Below are 21,724 nucleotides of genomic sequence, written 5' to 3'. Positions count from 1 at the left end.
CATTTTCCGCACAGCCGCGCCCAACACCGAGGAGTGGACAGTCGCAGACCCGCCACGGGCGAGATAGGTGTGGTTGCGTCACGCAGACCCGCGAGCCTGGGGGCCCGCGGGTCCGAGCGGCAATGCGACATCCGCGGCTGCCCGTCGATGCGGCCGGGCAGGCCTCTATGTGGTCTGCGCGAGGTGGTTGAGGACGAGTTCATGCACATCACGGCTGCGCAGTGTGTTCGCATCGAATCGGGTCTTCAGGTCCCCAGTGACCGGGTGGCTGACGATCAGCGGAATCAGCTGCTCGTGGCGTCCGCCGTGTGAACGTAGCGGTCCGTGCAGTCCGGTGAGGTCATGCTCCGACGACCGTGTTCCCAGGGCGGTAGCAGCGCCCGCCACAATCGCCAGGTCGCCGATCCGGTCCGCTGGGTGCTCGAAGATCGATGCCGCCTCCTCTCGGCCATAGATCTCCTCGATACCGGCAGTGGCCGACAGGAGGTCGATGGCACGTGCGCGGGCACTTTCCGGCAAGTACACCCAAGCGAACGATCCGAGTGCCCCATGGTGCTTGACGTAGGGATCGGTGATGGGCAACACGACCTCGTCGAAGACGATCCCGGCGCGATCCAGATGGTCGGCAAGATAGATGACGTTCGGGTCCCCTTCGGCACCGTGCTTGGCGCTCATGCCGTGATCTGCGGTTATTCCGACGACAAAGCCCTCGTCGAGGTACTCCCCCAACAGTCGGTCGAGTTCAGCGAGGTATTCGTCCGACTGGGGCGTCCCCGGACCGAAGGCATGCTGGACCCGGTCGGTCAACGAGACGTACATCAACCGGACGTGGGGATTCGCACGGAAAACTGCCAGACCGATTTCCATCGCGTAATGGCTGGCTCCGAAGTCGTACACTCCAGGCGCTGGGCGCCCCACCAGCGTCTCGATGTCATCGATACCGTAATCCGTTGCAAGGCTGTGCTCGTGAACCTTCTCGACGCTGACGCTCGGCACGTTCCCGTGACCGAGCAGCCTCCGCAGCTTGTCCTTCGCAGTCACCATGAGGCACGGCACTCCCGCACCGTGCATGACCGAATGAATACTCGGCGCTCGCAAGAACTCGGGGCTGTTCAGTAGTTGCAGACTCCCGTCCGGGAGACGGCAGTAGTTTCCCGGAATACCGTGCAACGCAGGAGAAACACCGGTGACGATCGACAGGTTGTTCGGATTGGTCAGACTCGGCATCTCCGACGCGCCGAGGCGCATCTGCCCGCCATCGGTGAGCATGGCAGCCAATCGCGGCATCTGTCCACGTTCGAGAGCGTCACGAAAGTACTCCGGGTCACCGCCATCGACGGTGAGCACCATCGTGGGGGCTTGCGGAACACGGTAGGCGCGCCCGTTCGCCATAATGGACGTGGTCATCGATCTACTTTCCCTTCCCTTATTTCGGCGCCGGCAAGCGGCGCCATCTTGACGAACAGCTCCTCGGGCCGGGTAAGTGGATGGCCCCGGCGGTGTATGAGGTTGATCGATCGTGTCGGTGGCGACGGAGACATCTGGATTGCCGCGATGCGCCCGGACGCCAGCGCGTCCGCGGCAGCCGATTCCGGGACGATGGCAAGTCCCAGACCCGCTGCCACACACGCGACGATCGCGTGCGTGCTCTCGACCGTAGATGTCGAAAGATCGCGAATTCTCCAATGTCCCAATGCTTCTTCTTGGTATCGGCGAGTATTCGATCCGGCCTCGCGCAACAGGAACCGAGATCCACGTAGCAGCGAAGCGGTGGCGTGCGATCCCGCTAAGGGATGTGTCGGCGCTGCGACGAGAAGGTGCTCCTCATCCAGGATATGAGTTGTCTCGAGACTCGGATGCGACGGTGAACCAGCCACGACTGCGACCGAAGTTTCTCCGTCACAGACGCGCTGGGTGAGATCGGCGACGTTTGCCACGATGAACTCGATGCTCACTTGCGGGTACAGGTCGGCGAATCGAGCCAGCAGGTCCGGAAAGACACGCGCTCCAGCGGTGGTGCTTCCGCCGACGCGCAGCTCACCCGCCACTGGCCCGGGCGCCGATCGATTGACCCGGTCCAGCGCAGCCTGGCCCAATGAGACCACCGAGTACGCGTACTCCAGTAGGATTTCGCCCTCGGGCGTGAGCTTGGCAACCGAGGTCGACCGGTCGAACAGCGTTGCGCCCACTTCGATTTCGAGTTGACGAATATGCGATGACACTGTCGATTGCGAGAGCGGGAGGACGCGAGCGGCCGCCGAGAAGCCACCCGTTTCCACGATCGCGATCAGGACCTGAAGTCGGTGCACACCAGGGATCGTCACTGCAGACTTCCCACCCGGTCGTGCGGTGTCGTGTCCTCGGCAGGGGTAGCGGGTGCGCTGTCCCGACCCGATGCGATGTAGTCGGCCATCCGGGCACAGACGTCGGAGGGGTCGATCTCCCGCTGCCATCGCGCCACCACCAGACCTGCCACCGCGTTGCCGAGGGAATTGACCACCGCACGGCACTCTGACATGAACCTGTCGATGCCGAGCACCAGCATCACACCCGCAGTAGGGATGAACGACAGCGACGAGACGGTCGTGGTGAGCATGACGAATCCACCACCAGTGACGCCCGCCGTACCCTTCGACGTCAGTAGCATCGTGCCGATCATGACCAACTGCTGTTCCAGCGTCAGGTCGATTCCCAACGCCTGCGCGATGAACACAGTCGAAAGGGTCAAGTAGATGCTCGTGCCGTCGAGATTGAACGAGTAGCCTGCTCCGACGGTGACCCCCGCGGTCGACTTCGGAACCCCCGCGGCCTCGAGTTTGCGGACGATCCCGGGTAGCGCGACCTCCGACGAAGATGCGCCCAGCGCCAACAGGATCTCGTCCTTGAGATACCGCCACACCAGGAACGGCTTCAACCCGATGGCGGCAAGAATGCCCCCGAGCACCACCAGAACGAAGATCAGCGACGTCAGATAGAAGGTACCGACCAGCGCTGCAAGGGCGCCCAGGGTGGCCGCGCCGTAGTTCCCGACGGTGTATGCCATGGCACCGAAAACACCGACAGGCGCAACCCACATGACGATCTGCACAACCTTGAACAACGCGTCGCCGACACGGGTGATGGAGCCGGCGATCTGTCGTCCGGTGTCTCCCATCGCCAGCAGAGCTGCAGCGAACAGCACTGAGAAGACAAGGATTTGAAGGATCAGGTTCTCGGCGAAAGCTTCCACGATGTTCGACGGGATGACCTGGAGTATGTAGTCATACCAATGCAGTTGACCACCTGCCTCGATACTGGACTGAACCTTCTCACTGACCTCGAGGTCATCGGCGTCGGCGTTCATCCCGGCGCCAGGCTGAATCAGATTCACGGCAAGTAGACCCAGCAGCAAGGCGATGGTGGTGACGATCTCGAAGTAGATCAGCGACCTGCCCGCCACACCGCCGAGACGTTTCATCGAGCCAGCCGAAGCGACACCGCCGACCACCATGCAGAAGACGATCGGGCCGATCACCATCGTCAACAGGTCGACGAATGCCTCGCCGATCGGTTTGAGTTCGACTGCGACATCCGGTGTCACGAGGCCGAAGACTGCCCCCGACGCCATCGCGATCAGTACCCATACATACAGTTGCCGGTACCAGTCTTTACGAATCTGACGTCGCCGGGCGCCACGCGCCCATGGGACTGATGCCATCACAGTATTCCTCAACTTTCCGCGCCGCAGTGCTGCCAACTCCCCGTCGGGACTCACTATCAGCCACCGGACATGCACCGATCAGAACTGCGGACAGTCGGTTCGCCAACACGGGGTGAACACCTGATGACTCGTCGATGGCACCGATCGAACAGATCGATCTGCGGGTCGACGCCAAACTCAATCGACTACCCCGGCCCGCATTCTCTTCTGAAAGATGTTGCAAGGAAACGTCTTCAAACAATCGTCGCGACTAAATCCAGATGATTGTCCTGGCCGGTGTCCGCACGGCGATCGACCTCGATACCGAACCCTCCAACCTGCCGTTCACCGGGTACCCCCGATCGGGGGTACCCGGATCGGTACCGTCCCCCTAGATTCGGTGCGCAACCGCGCGTCGGCACCGAACACGAGGGAGAGAACGATTCACTACTTCGAGCGACTTTCCGAAACGGCCTTCCTCGCGAGTAACCACACCGGCGGCGCCTGGAACACCGAGGAACAGCACATCGCGCCCGCACTGGGGCTGCTGGCACACGCCATCGAGACCGACCGCGACCAACGCCGCGAAGACCGCCCGACCATCGGCAGGCTGTCTTACGACATCCTCGGGACCCTCCCCATCGGCGTCGTGGACACGTCCGTTCGGACGCTTCGCCCCGGTCGCACGATCGAACTGGTCGAGGCCACGCTCAGCCACGACGGCCGCGCCGCAGTCGTCGCGCGGGCCTGGTTGATGCAGTCCTTCGAAACCCAGCCGTTCCACGCAACCCCCTTCTCCACCATCGCCGCACCGGAGGACATGCCGGCGTGGGACGCGACGACGGTCTGGCCGGGCGGGTTCATCGAATCGGCCGATGTGCGTCGCGACCAGATCGAACCTGGCCGCGCCTCGTTCTGGGTACGTACACCGGTCGACCTGGTCGCCGGCGAGCCCGTCAGCGCGGTCGCGCGAACCGCGGGATTGCTCGATATCGCCAACGGCATGACCACCCGCATCAGCCCGGCCGATGCGGCCTTCCCCAACCTCGACCTCACCGTCCACCTATTCGCAGAACCGCATGGAGAATGGGTCGGGTTCGATACGAACGTCAGCTTCGGCGCTTCGGGGATCGGGCTGACGCACAGCGTCGTCAGCGACGTCAGAGGTCCCATCGGAACGTCATCGCAGATCCTCACCGTCCGCCCCGCCACGCGGTAAGGAAGTCGCGCGACCAGCCGCCAACGGCGCCGCGCCGCGCGGAACTAGGATCGAAGTGTGGGAATGATCGATCTCAACAGCGACCTGGGCGAGAGCTACGGCGCATGGACGCTCGGCGACGACACGGCGATGCTGGGCCTCGTCACGAGCGCGAACGTTGCCAGCGGGTTCCACGCCGGTGATCCCGCGACACTGCTGCGCACGTGCCGCGAGGCCGCCGCACTGGGTGTGCGGATCGGTGCGCAGGTGGGCTACCGCGATCTCGCCGGGTTCGGGCGCCGTTTCATCGACATCGCACCCGTCGACCTCACCGCCGAGATCATCTACCAGATCGGCGCCCTCGATGCCCTCGCGCGGACTGTCGGCTCGGCCGTCACGTACGTCAAACCACACGGTGCGCTCTACAACGCAATCGTCCACCACCGTGAGCAGGCGCGCGCCGTGGTGGCGGCGGTACGCGCGATCGATCGATCCCTGCCGGTGCTAGGACTGCATGGATCCGTCTTTCTCGAGGAGGCCGAAGCGGCCGGGCTGCGCACGGTGACAGAGGCTTTCGCAGACCGCGCCTACACGCCCGCCGGAATTCTGGTCCCCCGAACCGAGGGCGGTGCCGTGCTGCACGACCCCGAACATGTGGCAGCAAGGGTGCTGGATCTGGTGACCACGGGCACCGTCGAGGCGATCGACGGGTCGCGGATAACGGTGCCGGCGGAGACGATCTGTGTGCACGGCGACAGTCCCGCCGCGGTCGCGATGGCGACCGCGATCCGCAAGCTGCTCGACTCCGAGCGGATCCACGTGAAACCGTTCGTGTGATGCGCATCCTCGACGCGGGAGACCGGGCGTTGCTGATCGAGTTCGACGGACTAGATGCTGCGCTGGCCCACTACCGCGCGCTGGAGGCGGACCGGCACCCCGAGGTCATCGACCTGGTGCCGGCAGCCCGGACGATCCTGGTGCGCTACCGCCACCGCACCCACCGTGAACGCGTCGCGGCATGGCTTCGCACGGTGACCACTGCAGCCACCCACATCTCGGACGCACCGAGCACTGTGCAGATCCCGGTCCGGTACGACGGCCCGGATCTTGCCGAAGTCGGCGCACTCACCGGGCTCGGAGCCGACGGCGTCGTCGCGGCGCACACATCGCAGATATGGACGGTGGCATTCGGCGGGTTCAGTCCCGGCTTCGGCTACCTCGTCGGGGCCGACACCCGTCTGCACGTGCCGCGCCGGGCCACACCCCGCACCGCCGTTCCCGCCGGCGCGGTCGGGCTGGCGAGTGAGTTTTCCGGCATCTACCCGCGCAGTTCGCCCGGCGGCTGGCAGCTTATCGGGACCACCGCTGAACAGTTGTGGAACGTGGACCGCGACCCGCCTGCACTGCTGCAGCCGGGTGCGGTGGTCACGTTCGTCGCGATCTGACGGGCCCTCACCCCACCGACAGCATCGCCGCCCGCAGCTCGTGCTTTCGCGTCTTGCCGGTCGCGGTCTTCGGGAGGGCGTTCAGTACCACCACCCGCTTGGGCACCTGGAAACCCGCGAGGTGCTCCCGCGCGTGCGCGACGATCAGGTCCGGCAGAGCGTCTTCGTCACAGTCCGGCGTCGGCACGACTGCAACACAGACCGCCTCCCCCCAACGTTCGTCGGACAGACCGACCACCGAGCACTCGAGCACCCCGGGCACATTGGCCACGACCCGTTCGACCTCGATCGAGGACACGTTCTCGCCACCGGACTTGATGATGTCCTTGAGCCGGTCGGTGAACCACACGACGCCCTCGTCGTCGATATGACCGATATCGCCGCTGTGAAACCAGCCATGCGCGAACGACTTCGAGTTGGCCTCGACGTTGTTCCAGTAGCCGCTGCACACATGCGGGCCGCGGTAGACGATCTCGCCGGTCTCACCGGTCGGCAGCAGCGTGCCATCCGCTCCCATGATCGCGACCTCGACCGTGGGTACCGGAGGGCCCCACGAGCCAGGCTTGGTCGTGCGATGCTCGGGCCACTGCAGCACGGTCGCCGGGACCACCTCGGTCTGCCCCGAACCCAGGATCACCGCAGCATTGGTGAACACCGCATCGACGCGGTCGAGGACATCGGACGGCATCTGCGCCATCGCGTAGAGGCACAACCGTACGGAGCCGAGATCCCGTGGCGCCAGCGAGTTGACGTCGACCAGCGCTTTCCACATGACCGGCAGCAGCATCGCATGGGTCACGCCCAATTCCTCGATGGAGTCCAGCACCACGGCGGGGTCGAACCGCCCGGGCAGCACGACACGCCCCCCGGTGATCAGCATCGGCAGGACAAGGGTATTCAGGCCGGTCGTGTGGAAGAGCGGCAGCACGTTGAGCAGCGTCGCCGGCGTGCTCCCCCAACCCGATCCCTGCAGGAGCGCGTTGGTCATACCGCCGATCAGTGCCGAGACATGGCTGGTGAGAACACCTTTGGGGTTGGACGTGGTGCCCGAAGTGTAGAGGCACTGGACGAGGTCACGATCCTCGACCATCACCTCCACCGGACCGGCATACCTGCGGGTGGCCAGTTCCTCCCACCGGTCCACGGGTCGGTCGGCAAGTTCGCGAATCTCGGCTTCCACCGCGACCACCATCCGGACCGACTCGAGCCGCGGCAGCATCGATTCGAGCAGCGGCACGAATACCGGGTCGACTACGACTACCGTCGCGCCGGCGTCCCGCAGGATCCACTCGATGTCGTCTGCGCTGAGCGCCACGTTGACGGGCATCGCCACGAGCGCCGACTTCGCGCACGCGAAGTAGGTGGCCAGCAGCTTCCATCCGTCGAGCATCAGCATCGCCACCGGCTGCTGACGCTCGATTCCGCCTTCCAGGAAGGCGTGGCCGAGCGCCTCCGCGGCGCTGTTCAGTTCGGAGTAGGTGATCGATTGCCCACGATCGACGATCGCCTCACGCGCACCGAACGTCCGGGCGACGCGGGTCAGGGCGTCGCCCATGCTGACCCGTGTCGCGAGGTTGACTTCCAACGAATCCAGGCCGGACAAATCGGACTCCATGGATGCGATTCTCCTTCTGCTGTAACGAACCGTGCCTGCATCGAACCGAGTCGGCGATCCTCGAGCGGGCCGCCGCATGCCAGGCCACCGACCGCCGATCGGTGACCTGGATCACTTCTGACCGAAGCCGCAGCCAGCATTCCACCCGAAGCGAAACAAAGCAAGCACGCTTGCTTGTTGTCTGGTCCAGCGGAGGAACGTCAGGCTCCGAGAGCGAACGCGACCAGGAACCCGAGGGCAGTGGACAGCCCGACCCACCAGCCGCCCTCGCGGTACGCCTCGGGCATCAGCGAATCCGCAAGCACCGCAATGGTGGCACCGCCTGCGAAAGCCTGGATGACGGCGATGCGGCTATCCGGGATGGTGTCGGAGACGGCGTTGGCCGCGATGACGACGAGTACGAGCACGACCGCGGTGATCGCCCAGACCCTGAACGCCCGACGCGAGTTGAAACCGGGCTGCCCCCGCATCGACGCTGCGCCCGCGACCGCCTCCGGGACGTTGCCCACCGCCACCGCAACGAGCAGTACCACTCCCCCGCCCTCGATGAGGGAGACGCCGAGAGCCGTGTTCTCGGGAATACCGTCGAGTAGCGCCCCGAGCATCAACGCCCACCCCAGAGCAGCGGGGCCGAGCTTTTTCTCGATCAAATGGTCGGCCACCACATACACCAGTGCACCAGCCAGCAGAGCCGACCCCGCCACCCACACACCCTCGGTCGCGAAAGCCGGCGCGAAAAGTTCCGACGACACCGCCGCCACCATCGTGCCCGCACCGAACGCCATCAACGCGGCGAGCAACGGGCGAGGCAGGTCGTAACGCAGGCCGACGAACGCGCCGAACAACAGCGGCAGCGCCGTCCCCAGACCGTAGAGCGCGGCTGTCAGCATCGATCGATCGTAGTGAGCGGACCCCGATGGGCGACAATCGAACGCATGGCATGGCTCGAAGTCCTGCGCGCCGGCGCACGCACCACCGTCCAGGACCGGGGCCGGCCCGGGCACGCCGCCCTCGGGGTCGGGACCTCCGGTGCGGCCGACATCGTCGCCCACGACAGCGCGAACCGCCTCGTCGGCAACGATCCCGCCGCCGCGACCCTGGAGATGACGCTCGGGGGGCTGCGGGTGCGCCTGCACGGAGCCGCCACGGTCGCCGCCACCGGCGCGTCGGCACCGCTGACGGTGAACGGCGAACCCAGGCCGCTGTACTCGACGCTGCACGTCCGGGACGGTGACGAGCTCGCATTCGGAACCGCACCCACCGGTCTGCGCAGCTACCTGGCGGTGCGCGGCGGCATCGACGTGCCTCTCGTCCTGAGCAGCCGGTCCACCGACACGCTCTCGGGAATCGGGCCCGAACAGATTCGCGACGGCGATCGGCTGGCCATCGGAAACCTCCACGGCGAGTTGCCGATCGAGGAGCTCATCCCGCCCCCTGCGGCAGCGAAGGATCCAACCGAGCTGCGAATTCGGATGGGCCCGCGCGACGACTGGTTCACACCGGCGGCCCGAGCCGCACTCGTGGAGCGGACATGGACCGTCACCGCCGACACGGACCGGATCGGTGCACGCTTGACGGGGCCGGGTCCGCTGCACCGCACCCGTCGCGGGGAGCTGCCGAGCGAGGGCATGGTGACCGGCGCCCTCCAGGTACCGCCCAGCGGGATGCCGGTCCTTTTCCTCGCCGACCACCCGGTGACCGGCGGATACCCGGTGATAGCCGTGGTTGTGGACCGCGATATCCCGGCTGCAGCGCAGCTACGGCCGGGACAGCGAATTCGGTTCAGGCAGGACCGGTGAACGCTATCCGCGTCGCTGGCGGGCGATCTCCGACAACACAACTCCCGCGGCGACGGACGCGTTGAGCGACTCCACCGGACCGGCCATCGGGATACTGAGTACGGCGTCGCAGGTCTCGCGGACCAACCGTGACAAGCCCTTGCCCTCGGAGCCGACCACGATGACGACCGGACCGGTCCCGTCGTAGCTGTCGAGGGTGGTGTCGCCGCCGGCGTCGAGACCGACGACCTGAATACCCTTCGCCTGCCAATCCTTAAGCGTGCGGGTGAGATTCGTGGCACGTGCGACCGGCAACCGTGCCGCAGCACCGGCGCTGGTTCGCCACGCGACGGCCGAAACGCTCGCGCTGCGGCGCTGCGGAATGACTACACCGTGACCACCGAACGCGGCAACCGACCGCACGACGGCACCGAGGTTGCGCGGATCGGTGATGTTGTCCAGCGCCACCAGCAGCGCCGGCTCCTGATGGGTACGGGCCGAGGCGATCAGATCGTCCGGGTGCGCGTACTTGTACGGCGGCACCTGCAGCGCGATGCCCTGGTGCAGTCCGTTGGCGCTGAGCCGATCCAGGTCGGTGCGGGGCACCTCGAGGATGGAGATCCCGGCGTCGGCGGCACGCTGGACAGACTCCTTGAGTCGGTCGTCGCTCTCCGTGCCTACCGCGACGTACAGCGCCGTAGCGGGGACTCCCGCGCGCAGGCACTCGACGACGGGGTTGCGTCCGAGCACGGTCTCGGGACCGTCGTCGGACTTGCGGGTGACCGGTCCGCGACCGCCACCGGGACGCCCGCCGCCGGTGGACCGCTGGTCCGCCGCCTTGGCAGCGGCCCGCGCCCGCTTGGCAGCGGGATGCTTGGTGCGCTCCTCGGCGGGAGGCGTCGCACCGCGGCCCGCGAGACCACGGCGATGCTTACCGCCGGATCCGCTGACCTGGCCCTTCTTCGTGCCGTCCTTGCGGACCGCGCCGCGCCTGCTCGAATTACCAGCCATCACTGTCCCGATTCATTGGAAGAAGCTTGTTCGAGGGACCACTCGGCCCCGTTCGCGGTGTCGGTCACCGCGATACCCGCCCGGGCGAGCCGGTCACGAACCTCGTCGGCCACCGCCCAGTTCTTCTCGGCCCGCGCCTGCTGACGCCGGTCGAGCTCGGCACGCACCAACACGTCCAGCGCGTCGAGTGCGGTCGAGTTGTCGCTCGCCGACGCCCACTGCGGATCCAAGGGATCCACGCCGAGAATTCCGAGCATCGCCCGCACCTGGGATGCCAGCGCCCGGGCCCCGTCGAGGTCACCGGATTCGAGCGCGATGTTGCCCTCACGCACCCGGCCGTGGATCTCGGCCAGCGCCGCAGGCACTCCGAGATCGTCGTCCAGAGCGCTCGCGAACTCGTCGGTCCACTTGCCGATCGCAACCTCACCGGCCCGCTCGACCACTCGCAGCACGAACGACTCGAGTCGTCGGTACGCCGCCGCACCCTCGTGCAGCGCGGCCTCGGAGTACTCGAGCATCGACCGGTAATGGGCGCTGCCGAGGTAGTACCGCAGTTCCTGCGGACGGACCTGCTCGAGCACATTGGGCACCGACAGCACGTTGCCGAGCGACTTCGACATCTTCTCGCCGCCCATGGTGACCCAGCCGTTGTGCAGCCAGTACTGTGCGAAGTCGTCGCCCGCGCACTTGGCCTGCGCGATCTCGTTCTCGTGATGCGGGAACACCAGATCCATTCCACCGCAATGGATATCGAAGGCTGCACCCAAGTAGTACTCGGCCATCGCGGAGCACTCGAGGTGCCAGCCCGGCCGGCCGCGGCCCCACGGCGTCGGCCAGGACGGCTCGCCCGGCTTCGCAGCCTTCCACAGCGTGAAGTCCCGCGGATCGCGCTTACCCTCGGCCACACTCTCGCCCTGGTGCACGTCGTCGAGCTTGTGGCCGGACAGTCGGCCGTACTCCGGGTAGCTCACGACATCGAAGTACACGTCGCCCGCGGACGCGTACGCATGGCCTTTGTCGATGAGGCGCTGCATCATCTCGACCATCTGCGTCACGTGCCCGGTGGCCCGCGGTTCGATGGACGGCGGTAGCACGCCGAGCTGCTGGTACGCCCAGTCGAATGACCGCTCGTACGTCGCGGCCCATTCCCACCAGGGGCGTCCGGCCTCGGCAGCCTTGTTCAGAATCTTGTCGTCGATGTCGGTGACATTCCGCACGAACGCGACGTCGTAGTCGTGCGCGAGCAGCCAGCGTCGCAGCACATCGAACGCGACACCGCTGCGCACGTGACCGATGTGGGGGTGCCCCTGAACGGTTGCCCCACACAGGTACACCGAGGCATGTCCGGGGCGCAGCGGGACGAAGTCACGCATAGCCCGTGTCACGGTGTCGTATAGGCGCAGGGTCACGACGAACGATTCTACCGGGCGCCATCTGCGGAGATGACCAACGCCGTGGCGATCGCGGCGATCCCCTCACCACGGCCCGTGAGCCCGAGTCCGTCGGTGGTCGTAGCCGACACGGACACCGGTGCGCCGAGCACCTCGCCGAGCAGCCGCTGGGCCTCCTCGCGGCGCGGTCCGATCTTGGGTCGGTTGCCGATGATCTGGACGGCCGCATTGCCGACCACGAGGTCGGCGTCGGCCAGCAACCGGCGGACCTCGGTCAGCATCCTCACACCACTGACGCCGTCCCATTCGGGTCGGCCGGTGCCGAACACCGAACCCAGGTCGCCCAGGCCAGCGGCCGAGAGCAGCGCATCACACAGCGCATGTGACGCGACGTCACCGTCGGAATGACCGGCGCAGCCGTCCGCATTCTCGAACAGCAACCCGGCTATCCAGCAGGGACGGCCCGGTTCGATCGGATGGACGTCGGTGCCGATTCCGACTCGCACGCGTCAGCTCCCTTGCTCGGATCCCGACCGCCCGAGGAGAACTCGAGCCAGAGTGAGATCCCATGGTGTGGTGATCTTGAATGCCTCAGGTTCGCCGACGATCGTGCGGACCCGTTCCCCCAGCCGCTCGACCAGGCCGGCATCGTCAGTAGCATCGCCGTTGACGTCACGGTAGGCGCGGCGAAGTAGTTCGGTAGTGAAGCCCTGCGGCGTCTGCACGGCCCGCAGTTCGGACCGCAACGGGGTTCCGGTGACAGCCCCGAGGACGTCGACAGTCTTGATGGTGTCGCTGACCGGCAGAACCGGAATGACCGCGGTGCGTCCGGCCTGAAGTTCAGCGACCACGCGCGCGATCAGTGACGGCGGAGTGAGTGCCCGGGCCGCATCGTGCACCAGCACGAACTCGGCTCCATCGACCACGGAGAGTCCGGCACGAACCGAATCGGCCCGCTCCTCACCTCCGGCAACCACAACGACACCGTCAGGCAATCGAGCCCGCGCGGTATCGATGAGATCCTCGGGAACGATCACGACCACAGTGTCCACGGCGCCCGACTCCAGCAGCCCGTCCACCGCTCGCCTCAGCATGCTGCGTCCGCCCAGTTCGACGAACGCCTTGGGAACGGACTCACCCAACCGGACGCCACGCCCGGCCGCAGGGACGAGCGCTACGACCGGCCCCCGATTCTCACTCACTGTCAGGAAGCTGCGGCGAGAACCTCATCGAGGATGATGTCAGCCTTGGCGGCGTCGGTGCCTTCCGCCAACGCGAGCTCACCCACGAGGATCTGCCGCGCCTTTGCCAGCATCCGCTTCTCGCCGGCGGACAGACCACGATCCTGCTCACGACGCCACAGGTCACGAACGACCTCGGCGACCTTGTTCACGTCACCCGAAGCCAGCTTCTCGAGGTTCGCCTTGTACCGGCGCGACCAGTTCGTAGGCTCCTCGGTGTGCGGCGCCCGAAGCACCTGGAACACCTTGTCGAGACCCTCCTGCCCGACCACGTCGCGCACACCGACATACTCGGCATTGTCCGCGGGAACGCGAACGGTGAGATCGCCCTGCGCGACCTTGAGAACTAGGTATTCCTTCTGCTCACCCTTGATGGTGCGGGTCTCGATTGCCTCGATCAGCGCCGCTCCGTGATGGGGGTATACGACGGTGTCTCCGACCTTAAAAATCATCTGTCCCGTGCCCCTTTCGATCTTCCGAGTTTAACACGTAACCAAAGGACCGTCCCATCAACGGTGCAGGTCAGGGGCATCCCGGCCCCACTGTGGGGCTTGACACGCTGCAGCAATCGTGCATTTCGGGCCGAGTGAGCGTCCCTCTCGAAGCGCCCGAACCTGCACTCGGACAACCCTTGTGCCGTCGGCGGAGACCCGCCACGACCACGCTGGCAGTACCCAGCGCACAGCCGCTCGAGGCTGACTACTACTCTGCCTAGTGGATTGTGAACCTGACCCATGGAGGACAACCCGTGACTGCTCTCACTGCGTCGACGACTCGCCGAGTCGCAACCGCTGTCGCCCTCGCTGCCGGCGCGACGCTCGTGCTGTCCGCATGTGGCGCGGGGCAGGTCTCCCAGACTGCCACCCAGGTGGCCGCTGTGAACGGCAACCCGGCGTCGGGCGGCGATATCGCACTCCGCAACGTGCACGTGGTCTACCCGAACTCCGAGGAGTACAGCATCGAACCGGGCGGTACCGCCGCACTCGCGTTCACCGCTGTGAACCTGAGTGAGTCCAAGGAAGACCGTCTGACCGGGATCCGGACGGACTTCGCCGGTTCCGTCACGATTTCCGAGTTGGAGGGCGGCGCCGTGATTGCGCCGCAGACCGCACTCGGCGCGGGCGTTCCAGCCGTCACGGTGCCCGAGAATGCCCCCGAGTCGACCAGCCTCATCGAGGTGAAGCTGAACGACATTCGCGAGGGCGTGCGACCTGGCCTGACCTTCCCGGTCACATTCACCTTCAAGAATGCCGGCGATATCGTCGTGCAGGTACCGGTCGACGCCGGCCCCGCGACCGAGCGCCACGAGTCGGAGAAGTCGCCGGACGTGGCCGAGGGCCACTGATAGTCCAGGATTCGCAGCACTCCGGAAGAGCCCGGGCGACAACGTCGCCCGGGCTCTTCTGTCGGTCGAGGCAACTAGGCTTCCGCCGTGGCAAAACCTAAATCGAACTTCCGGTGTTCCTCGTGTCAGCACACGGTGGCCAAGTGGGTCGGCCGCTGCCCCGAATGCGGCACGTGGGGTTCGATGGACGAGGCGCCCACGCTCGCGGCCGTGGCTGCGCGGCCCGGTGCCTCGCTCGCTCGCAGCGGTGCCGCAGCTCTCCTGCCCACAACCCCCGCCACGCCGATCACCCAGATCGACGGAAAGACCACGCGGGCGAAGGCCACGGGAGTCGACGAACTCGACCGAGTGCTCGGCGGCGGGGTCGTGCCCGGCTCGGTGGTGCTGCTCGCCGGCGAGCCCGGCGTCGGCAAGTCGACCCTCCTACTCGAGGTCGTGCACCGGTGGGCATCCCGCAGCCCCGACGACCGGGCGCTCTACGTCACGGGTGAGGAATCCGCCGGGCAGGTACGGCTGCGTGCCGACCGCACCGGGTCGGTGCACGAGCGGGTGTACCTGGCCGCCGAATCGGACCTGGCGACAGTGCTGGGACATATCGAGCAGGTCCGTCCGACGCTCCTGATCGTCGACTCGGTGCAGACCATGCTTGCGGCCGACGTCGACGGCGTGGTCGGCGGCGTCACCCAGGTCCGGGCCATCACGAGCGCGCTCACCTCACTGGCAAAGGCCACCGGCGTGCCGGTACTGCTGATCGGTCACGTCACCAAGGACGGCGCCGTGGCCGGTCCGCGCTCGCTCGAGCACCTGGTGGACGTGGTGCTGCACTTCGAGGGCGACAAACACTCGACGCTGCGGATGATCCGGGGCATCAAGAATCGCTTCGGGGCCGCGGACGAGGTGGGCTGCTTCGAACTGCGCGAGGACGGCATCGTCGGTGTCAGCGACCCGTCCGGGCTGTTCCTGCACCATCGAATCGAGGAGGTGCCCGGCACCGCGGTCACCGTCACGATGGACGGCAAGCGACCACTGCTCGGCGAGGTGCAGGCGCTGGTGGTGCCCACCAACAATCCGTCGCCGCGTCGAGCTGTGAGCGGGCTCGACTCGGCACGGGTGTCGATGGTCCTGGCAGTCCTCGAACGACGACACGGGATCAAACTGTCGGACCGCGAGGTCTATGCCGCGACCGTCGGCGGGATGCGGATGACCGATCCGTCGTGCGATCTGGCGCTCGCGGTCGCCGTCGCGTCCGCCGGCAAGGACCGGCCCATCCCCGCAGGAACCGTCGTCCTCGGCGAGGTGGGCCTGGCCGGGGAGGTCCGCCGGGTGTCCGGCGTCGGCCGCCGGGTTGCCGAGGCCGCCCGGCTCGGCTTCACCCGGGCGGTCGTACCGAGCGATGCCGGCGAGCTCCCGAAGGGCATCAAGGCAATCGAGGTCGCGACCCTCGGCGACGCACTCCGCGCGTTGAGAATCGGTTAGGGCGTCAGGTCAGACAGCCGATGTGCCGAACGGTGACGTCGGTTCGCCGTCGACAAATGCCACGGTGGGCGCGAAGTGCTCGGGGTTGACCGTCAGGAAGAGCCCCCGCGAGGTCGCGACCGGGGTGTCCGGATCGGCCCCGGGACCCTCCACGATGAATGCCTCGGAAGTGGTGTAGGCCTTGCGCCGGACGGTGCCCTCGATCCGGGCCCGGAACTCGAGCACCGAACCGAGCGGGATCGGCCGGACGAAGTCGATCTCGAGGTGCGCGGTCACAACCGGGCCACCGAGCACCATGCACGCCATACCCTGGGCCTCGTCAAACGCGGTGGAGAGGATTCCGCCGTGGATCACGCCCGGACCGCCCTGGTAACGCTTGGCCACTTCGAGACGTCCGGTGACCGACAGGTTCTCACCCGCCACGAAACTCATCGCCATACCGGCAGGCTGATCGTCGCCACAGCCGAAGCACTTGGCCCAATGCTGAGGTAGGGGTTCGCCCGGCGCGGGGAAGATCTCCGACGGGACGGGCATGACGAGGTCATCGGGCAAAGTCCAAGTACTGCTCACGACTGGGTAATGTAGACGGGGGTCGGACCGCGGCTCGAAGGCGGCTCGACACAATGTGACGTCGAACGCACACTGGAGTCTGGAGTTGCCGACCGGACGAACTCGGGGATGTCGACCGTCGACTCCGACCGCACGAGGGGGATTTCGCGATGAACGACGCCACACCGACTGCGGTGCTGCGCGACACCATCGCCCGACTCGCCCCGGGAACCGCGTTGCGCGACGGTCTCGAGCGGATTCTCCGCGGTCGCACCGGAGGACTGATCGTGCTCGGATACGACGAGCAGGTCGAGGCGTTGTGCGACGGCGGATTCGAACTCGACGTCGAGTTCGCGCCGACCCGGCTCCGGGAGCTGTCGAAGATGGACGGCGCCGTCGTGCTCTCGACCGACGGGTCCCGCATCGTCCGCGCCAACGTGCAGCTCGTGCCTGACCACAAGATCCCGACTGTCGAATCCGGTACCCGGCACCGCGCCGCCGAGCGGACCGCGATCGAAACCGGCTTCCCTGTGGTGTCGGTAAGCCAGTCGATGAGCATCGTCAGTGTGTACATCGGTGGAATCCGCCACGTCATCAACGGGTCCTCGACAATTCTCTCGCGTGCCAATCAGGCCGTCGCAACCCTCGAACGCTACAAGGCTCGCCTCGACGAGGTGACCCGGCAACTGTCGGTAGTCGAGATCGAGGACTTTGTGACCCTGCGCGACGCGCTGACCGTCGTGCAACGCCTCGAGATGGTGCGCCGCGTGTCGGTGGAGATCGAACAGGATGTACTCGAATTGGGCACCGACGGGCGGCAGCTCGCGCTGCAGCTCGAGGAGTTGGTCGGCGACAACGACACGTCCCGCGAGCTCGTGGTCCGCGACTATCTCGCCGGACCCGAACCCGCATCCACGAACGCGGTCGACAACACGCTCGCGTCGCTGGACAAGCTGACCGACGTGGACCTGCTCGACTTGACCACGATGGCGCGGGCGTTCGGCTATCCCGGCACCATCGAGGCGCTCGACGCACCGATGAGCCCACGCGGCTACCGAGTCCTGACCCGAGTGCCACGACTGCAGTTCCTGCAAATCCACCGGCTCGTGAGCTCGTTCGGAACCTTGCAGGGGCTGCTCGCGGCCACCGCGGCGGACCTTCAATCGGTCGACGGTATCGGCGGGCTGTGGGCTCGGCACATCCGCGAGGGCCTCTCACGCCTGGCAGAGACCTCCATCAGCGGACCGTACGACTAGGTCGCGTCGAAACGGCGTCAGGCGATGTTGAACGGCTCGGGTGCGCTGCGCAGTGCACCGAGCTGCGCGACCACCGTGTAGGCGCCCGGCGGCACCTTGTTACGCGGGGCGGCGCATCCCGGCTCCGATGTCGCGGCCGACCACTTCACCGCGAACGCGGCCTGCCCACCCGGCTCGAGGGTACGTAGCTCCGGGTCCGAGTTCGGGTAGCAGTCGACGTTCGACCACAGCCGCTTGTTGCCGTCCAGGGTGTACACCAGCGCCTGTTGGAATCCCGAGCCGAGATCCCGCTCACATGCGCTGCTGCCGATGTTGGTGATCACGATCGTGAAGCCGGGCTCCTGCCCCGCCTGGTACTGCGGTTGATCTGTCGTCACCTTCACGGCCAGCGACTGGTCGGAGCACTGCTGGCCCGACGGCGTACCGGACGTGGTGGCCGCGGCGCTGGTACCCGAAACACCCGTACCCGAGGCGTTCGCACCCGAGGCATTCGCTCCAGAGGCACCACCGTCCACGGAATCGCCAGAGGACGGCGGCACCGCCGACGTACTGGTGGCGGTGAGCTCGGAAGTAGACGCCGCTGAGGCAGCCTCGGCGTCGTCGCCGCCTCCGCGAACAGACGCGATGATCCACACGAGCAGCGCCACGACCACGATGACACCACCGATGGCGAGCGCCCGTCGTCGCCAGTAGATCTCGGGGGGCAGCGGTCCATTCGGTTCAAGCACGAGTCAACCGTAAGTCCATGTGAGCAGCGGTTGCCTCAGCAGAGTCGGCGTGTCGCCTCAGACCACCTATTCGGCCCGGCCTCGGTCCAAGTATTCGGCTCAGTCTCGGTCGACCGACTCCCCGATGTCACCGACGGCGCCCTGCAGCTTGATGTCACCGTCGGACAACTTGTAGGTGACGCCGACGATTGCACACGTGCCCCGCTCGACCCGTTCGGCGATGATGCGCGAACGCTGCATCAGCAGCGAACCGGTCTCCACGACATGCCGGCCTTCGAGTTCGTCGACCGTCGTCAGACCTTCCTTGCGGCCCATCAGGATCGACGGCGCGACGCGCTCGACGACGTCGCGGATGAACCCGTTGGGGATCCGACCATTGTCGAGAGCATCGAGGGTCGCCTTGACCGCACCGCAGCCGTCATGACCGAACACGACGATGAGCGGCACATTGAGGATCTCGACGGCGTACTCGATGGAGCCGAGGACCGAACTGTCGATGACGTGGCCGGCCGTGCGGACGACGAACATGTCACCGAGGCCGACGTCGAAGATGATCTCGGCAGCGACGCGGGAGTCGCCACAGCCGAAGAGGACTGCCGTCGGATGCTGGGCGTCGACCAACTTCGCCCGGTCGGCAATACCCTGGCTCGGATGCATCGGGGTGCCGCTGACGAATCGCTCGTTACCCTGCTTGAGGGCCTTCCAAGCGGAGATCGGGTTGGAATTGGGCATGCGGTAATTGTGCACCTCCGTGCGCCTGCCGTCTCATCTGGATGAGCGACAAAGACATACTCGGGGCCGCCAGGCCCATGGAGAAGGGCGAGAAGAACCGATGCAGGTGGACAGTTCGGCACTGCTGCGGTGGTACGAGGAGCAGGCCCGGGACCTGCCGTGGCGGCGCGACGGCGTCACCGCCTGGCAGATCCTCATGAGCGAGATCATGCTGCAGCAGACGCCCGTCGTCCGCGTCGCGCCGATCTGGGAGGAATGGGTGCGCAGGTGGCCGGTGCCCTCGCTGATGGCGGCGTCCAGCCAGGCCGACGTCCTCCGTGCATGGGGCAAGCTCGGATACCCGCGTCGGGCACTGCGCCTGCACGAATGCGCTGGAGTAATCGCCAACCAACACGGCGACGTGGTACCCGCCGACGTCGACGTCCTGCTCAGCCTGCCCGGCATCGGCGATTACACCGCGCGAGCCGTTGCCTGCTTCGCATATGGCCAGCGAGTCCCCGTGGTGGACACCAATGTTCGACGCGTCGTCGCCCGCGCGATACACGGTCGCGCCGACCAGGGAAGCCCGTCGGCGAAGCGCGATATGGCAGACGTGGACCAACTACTGCCCCGTACACGCCACCGCGCGGCGACATTCTCCGCAGCACTGATGGAACTCGGCGCCACCGTATGCACCGCCCGGACCCCCGGCTGCGAGCGCTGCCCACTGCCCTCGTGTGCGTGGGTGGAGGCCGGCAAGCCGGCGCACATCGGGGAGCCACGCAAGGTGCAGAAGTTCGCCGGCACCGACCGTCAGGTTCGCGGCAAGCTGATGGATGTGCTGCGCGAGAGCGCCCATCCCGTCGAACGCGCTCGCCTGGATCTGGTGTGGCTCAGCGACCCGGGCCAGCGGGATCGAGCCCTGGATTCGCTGCTGGTGGACGGGCTCGTCGAGCAGACCGAGGACGGGTTGTTCGCACTCGCCGGTGAGGGCAGCTGACGATCAGTCGAGCGACTTCAAGAACTCCTCGACGGCGTTACGGTACCGCTCGGGCTGGTCGTCGTGGACGAGGTGCCCGGCGTCCGAGACCCAGACGTATCGAGCGCCGTCATGCCCTTCCAGCATGCGGCGCATCTGCCCCTCCGGGGTGATGGTGAACTCCCCCTCGATCAGCAGAGCCGGCGCGCGCACCGACTCCCACTGGGACCAGAAGTGGCGGTTGCCCCACTCCTCGGAGATGCTGCGGAACACCTCGACCTCACCGTGCAGATACCAGCCGTCGGCGCGGCGCTCGAACGAGTCCAGGAAGTAGCGGCCAGCCACCTCACCGAAATAGTCGAGCACCGACTGCTCACTCGGGAACGGCTGGGGCCACGCGGAAACCATTGCGGCCCAGTCGTTCGCGGTGCGTCCCCGAAAATCCGGTGCCATGTCTTCGAGAACCAGCGCCCGAACCCGCTCGGGGTGGACCGCAGCAAAGCACCAGGCGTGCAGCGCCCCCATCGAGTGCCCGATCACGGTGATGGGTTCTGCTATCTCGCCGAGTGACGCAGCGAGATCGGCGACGAAGTTTTCGGTCGTGGGATTTCCGTCGATCGGGCGTCCATGCCCGGCGGCGTCGAACGTGTAGACACGGCCGTGCTCCCGCAGCCACGGCACATGCCGCGCCCACGTCCGCGAGCTGCCCATCAGGCCGTGCAACAGCAGTATCGGCCGACCCGTCCCACCCTCGTCGTGCAACACGAGACCGACGGTAGCTCACTCGCCCGCGGAGTACTCTCGCGTCCATGGCAGTCGTGAAGATCAATGCAATCGAGATCCCCGAGGGCGCCGGCCCCGAACTGGAGAAGCGGTTCGCGGCTCGCGCGCACGCGGTCGAGAACTCACCCGGATTCCTCGGGTTCCAGCTCCTGCGCCCAGTGAAGGGCGACAACCGCTACTTCGTCGTCACGCAGTGGGAGTCGGACGAGGCGTTCCAGGCATGGGCGAGCGGTCCCGCCCGTGAGGCGCACGCGGGCGAACGCGCGAAGCCCGTCGCGAGCGGCGCATCGTTGCTCGAGTTCGAGGTGGTCCTCGACGTCCCCGCCGGCTCGAAGTCCTGACTCGGATCAGCACATGATTCGGTCACGGTGTCGACCGCCCGATTGACACCGTGACCCGTGGGATGAAAAAGTGCGCTCGACAGAGCGATGGATCGACGGTAATCCGGTGCAATTACCGGAGCGGTCGCGCCACTGTGATCGAGGATGCTTCCTCGACAGCCAGACACCTCGGCCATCGCATGGACCTAGCGGGACGCG

General features: G+C 66.5%; 23 protein-coding genes. 9 read left to right on the top strand and 14 right to left on the bottom strand.

Annotation, left to right across the window (positions count from 1 at the left end; all coding sequences use genetic code 11):
* Positions 1 to 165 precede the first annotated feature (165 nt).
* The 3 genes from ERC79_RS14895 to ERC79_RS14885 are packed head-to-tail and all read right to left on the bottom strand — an operon-like array spanning position 166 to position 3,697.
* Positions 166 to 1,407 carry an alkaline phosphatase family protein gene (locus ERC79_RS14895; RefSeq protein ID WP_131579215.1) on the bottom strand — a complete coding sequence of 414 codons (1,242 nt, stop codon included), beginning with the start codon at positions 1,405 to 1,407 and terminating at the stop codon, positions 166 to 168.
* On the bottom strand, positions 1,404 to 2,309 hold the full coding sequence (locus ERC79_RS14890) for a LysR family transcriptional regulator (RefSeq protein ID WP_165497135.1): 906 nt from the start codon (positions 2,307 to 2,309) through the stop codon (positions 1,404 to 1,406). The genes ERC79_RS14895 and ERC79_RS14890 overlap by 4 nt, the downstream gene beginning before the upstream one ends.
* 11 nt (positions 2,310 to 2,320) lie before the next feature.
* The gene (locus tag ERC79_RS14885; protein WP_131579213.1) at positions 2,321 to 3,697 is read right to left on the bottom strand and encodes a cation:dicarboxylase symporter family transporter; all 1,377 of its coding nucleotides are present in this window, start codon (positions 3,695 to 3,697) and stop codon (positions 2,321 to 2,323) included.
* Positions 3,698 to 4,121: 424 nt separating this feature from the next.
* Between ERC79_RS14885 and ERC79_RS14880 the strand changes: the two genes are divergently transcribed.
* From ERC79_RS14880 to ERC79_RS14870, 3 genes are read left to right on the top strand one after another with little or no spacing between them, the layout of a single operon-like run.
* Positions 4,122 to 4,898, top strand: coding sequence for a thioesterase family protein (locus ERC79_RS14880; protein WP_131581172.1), 777 nt, complete (start codon positions 4,122 to 4,124; stop codon positions 4,896 to 4,898).
* Between the two features lie 57 nt (positions 4,899 to 4,955).
* Positions 4,956 to 5,714 (top strand): 5-oxoprolinase subunit PxpA, encoded by a 759-nt coding sequence (locus ERC79_RS14875; protein ID WP_131579212.1) that lies wholly within the window; start codon positions 4,956 to 4,958, stop codon positions 5,712 to 5,714.
* Positions 5,714 to 6,322: an allophanate hydrolase subunit 1 gene (locus ERC79_RS14870; protein WP_131579211.1), complete on the top strand. Its 609-nt coding sequence runs from the start codon at positions 5,714 to 5,716 to the stop codon at positions 6,320 to 6,322. The genes ERC79_RS14875 and ERC79_RS14870 overlap by 1 nt, the downstream gene beginning before the upstream one ends.
* 7 nt (positions 6,323 to 6,329) lie before the next feature.
* Here the strand turns inward: ERC79_RS14870 and ERC79_RS14865 are convergent, their stop codons facing one another.
* On the bottom strand, positions 6,330 to 7,937 hold the full coding sequence (locus tag ERC79_RS14865; RefSeq protein ID WP_242676578.1) for an AMP-binding protein: 1,608 nt from the start codon (positions 7,935 to 7,937) through the stop codon (positions 6,330 to 6,332).
* Between the two features lie 200 nt (positions 7,938 to 8,137).
* The gene (locus ERC79_RS14860) at positions 8,138 to 8,827 is read right to left on the bottom strand and encodes a ZIP family metal transporter (RefSeq protein ID WP_131579210.1); all 690 of its coding nucleotides are present in this window, start codon (positions 8,825 to 8,827) and stop codon (positions 8,138 to 8,140) included.
* Between the two features lie 45 nt (positions 8,828 to 8,872).
* Here ERC79_RS14860 and ERC79_RS14855 point away from each other — a divergent pair, with 45 nt between their 5' ends.
* Complete coding sequence (locus ERC79_RS14855; protein WP_131579209.1) at positions 8,873 to 9,736, top strand: biotin-dependent carboxyltransferase family protein; 864 nt, start codon at positions 8,873 to 8,875, stop codon at positions 9,734 to 9,736.
* 3 nt (positions 9,737 to 9,739) lie between these two features.
* Here ERC79_RS14855 and rlmB read toward each other — a convergent pair whose 3' ends face one another.
* The 5 genes from rlmB to carD are packed head-to-tail and all read right to left on the bottom strand — an operon-like array spanning position 9,740 to position 13,810.
* Positions 9,740 to 10,726: a 23S rRNA (guanosine(2251)-2'-O)-methyltransferase RlmB gene (rlmB, locus tag ERC79_RS14850; protein WP_131579208.1), complete on the bottom strand. Its 987-nt coding sequence runs from the start codon at positions 10,724 to 10,726 to the stop codon at positions 9,740 to 9,742.
* Entirely contained in the window at positions 10,726 to 12,135 is a 1,410-nt protein-coding gene (gene cysS / locus ERC79_RS14845; protein ID WP_131579207.1) for a cysteine--tRNA ligase, read from the bottom strand. The genes rlmB and cysS overlap by 1 nt, the downstream gene beginning before the upstream one ends.
* 11 nt (positions 12,136 to 12,146) lie before the next feature.
* On the bottom strand, positions 12,147 to 12,623 hold the full coding sequence (gene ispF / locus ERC79_RS14840; protein WP_131579206.1) for a 2-C-methyl-D-erythritol 2,4-cyclodiphosphate synthase: 477 nt from the start codon (positions 12,621 to 12,623) through the stop codon (positions 12,147 to 12,149).
* A 3-nt stretch (positions 12,624 to 12,626) separates the two neighbouring features.
* Positions 12,627 to 13,319, bottom strand: coding sequence for a 2-C-methyl-D-erythritol 4-phosphate cytidylyltransferase (gene ispD, locus ERC79_RS14835; RefSeq protein ID WP_131579205.1), 693 nt, complete (start codon positions 13,317 to 13,319; stop codon positions 12,627 to 12,629).
* 2 nt (positions 13,320 to 13,321) lie between these two features.
* Positions 13,322 to 13,810, bottom strand: coding sequence for an RNA polymerase-binding transcription factor CarD (carD, locus tag ERC79_RS14830; protein WP_107984697.1), 489 nt, complete (start codon positions 13,808 to 13,810; stop codon positions 13,322 to 13,324).
* A gap of 296 nt (positions 13,811 to 14,106) precedes the next feature.
* Here carD and ERC79_RS14825 point away from each other — a divergent pair, with 296 nt between their 5' ends.
* Both ERC79_RS14825 and radA read left to right on the top strand, forming a co-directional pair.
* Positions 14,107 to 14,703, top strand: a complete 597-nt coding sequence (locus tag ERC79_RS14825) for a copper chaperone PCu(A)C (RefSeq protein WP_131579204.1) — start codon at positions 14,107 to 14,109, stop codon at positions 14,701 to 14,703.
* A gap of 87 nt (positions 14,704 to 14,790) precedes the next feature.
* Positions 14,791 to 16,179 carry a DNA repair protein RadA gene (radA, locus tag ERC79_RS14820; RefSeq protein ID WP_131579203.1) on the top strand — a complete coding sequence of 463 codons (1,389 nt, stop codon included), beginning with the start codon at positions 14,791 to 14,793 and terminating at the stop codon, positions 16,177 to 16,179.
* A gap of 9 nt (positions 16,180 to 16,188) precedes the next feature.
* Here radA and ERC79_RS14815 read toward each other — a convergent pair whose 3' ends face one another.
* Positions 16,189 to 16,749 carry a PaaI family thioesterase gene (locus tag ERC79_RS14815; protein ID WP_131579202.1) on the bottom strand — a complete coding sequence of 187 codons (561 nt, stop codon included), beginning with the start codon at positions 16,747 to 16,749 and terminating at the stop codon, positions 16,189 to 16,191.
* A gap of 149 nt (positions 16,750 to 16,898) precedes the next feature.
* On the opposite strand from ERC79_RS14815, the gene disA reads away from it, so the two are divergent.
* Positions 16,899 to 17,984 (top strand): DNA integrity scanning diadenylate cyclase DisA, encoded by a 1,086-nt coding sequence (gene disA, locus ERC79_RS14810; RefSeq protein WP_131579201.1) that lies wholly within the window; start codon positions 16,899 to 16,901, stop codon positions 17,982 to 17,984.
* 17 nt (positions 17,985 to 18,001) lie between these two features.
* Here the strand turns inward: disA and ERC79_RS14805 are convergent, their stop codons facing one another.
* Both ERC79_RS14805 and ERC79_RS14800 read right to left on the bottom strand, forming a co-directional pair.
* Positions 18,002 to 18,712 carry a DUF4232 domain-containing protein gene (locus ERC79_RS14805; protein ID WP_131579200.1) on the bottom strand — a complete coding sequence of 237 codons (711 nt, stop codon included), beginning with the start codon at positions 18,710 to 18,712 and terminating at the stop codon, positions 18,002 to 18,004.
* A gap of 99 nt (positions 18,713 to 18,811) precedes the next feature.
* Positions 18,812 to 19,444: a carbonic anhydrase gene (locus ERC79_RS14800; protein ID WP_131579199.1), complete on the bottom strand. Its 633-nt coding sequence runs from the start codon at positions 19,442 to 19,444 to the stop codon at positions 18,812 to 18,814.
* Positions 19,445 to 19,544: 100 nt separating this feature from the next.
* Between ERC79_RS14800 and ERC79_RS14795 the strand changes: the two genes are divergently transcribed.
* Complete coding sequence (locus ERC79_RS14795; RefSeq protein ID WP_131579198.1) at positions 19,545 to 20,423, top strand: A/G-specific adenine glycosylase; 879 nt, start codon at positions 19,545 to 19,547, stop codon at positions 20,421 to 20,423.
* 3 nt (positions 20,424 to 20,426) lie between these two features.
* Here ERC79_RS14795 and ERC79_RS14790 read toward each other — a convergent pair whose 3' ends face one another.
* Complete coding sequence (locus ERC79_RS14790) at positions 20,427 to 21,167, bottom strand: alpha/beta hydrolase (RefSeq protein WP_131579197.1); 741 nt, start codon at positions 21,165 to 21,167, stop codon at positions 20,427 to 20,429.
* A gap of 44 nt (positions 21,168 to 21,211) precedes the next feature.
* Between ERC79_RS14790 and mhuD the strand changes: the two genes are divergently transcribed.
* Positions 21,212 to 21,526, top strand: coding sequence for a mycobilin-forming heme oxygenase MhuD (gene mhuD, locus ERC79_RS14785; RefSeq protein ID WP_131579196.1), 315 nt, complete (start codon positions 21,212 to 21,214; stop codon positions 21,524 to 21,526).
* Positions 21,527 to 21,724 lie beyond the last annotated feature (198 nt).

The organism is Rhodococcus sp. ABRD24 (genome assembly GCF_004328705.1).
Taxonomy (GTDB): Bacteria; Actinomycetota; Actinomycetes; order Mycobacteriales; family Mycobacteriaceae; genus Prescottella.
Note: the sequence above shows the minus strand (reverse complement) of the source record. Positions and strands in the feature narration are given on the sequence as shown.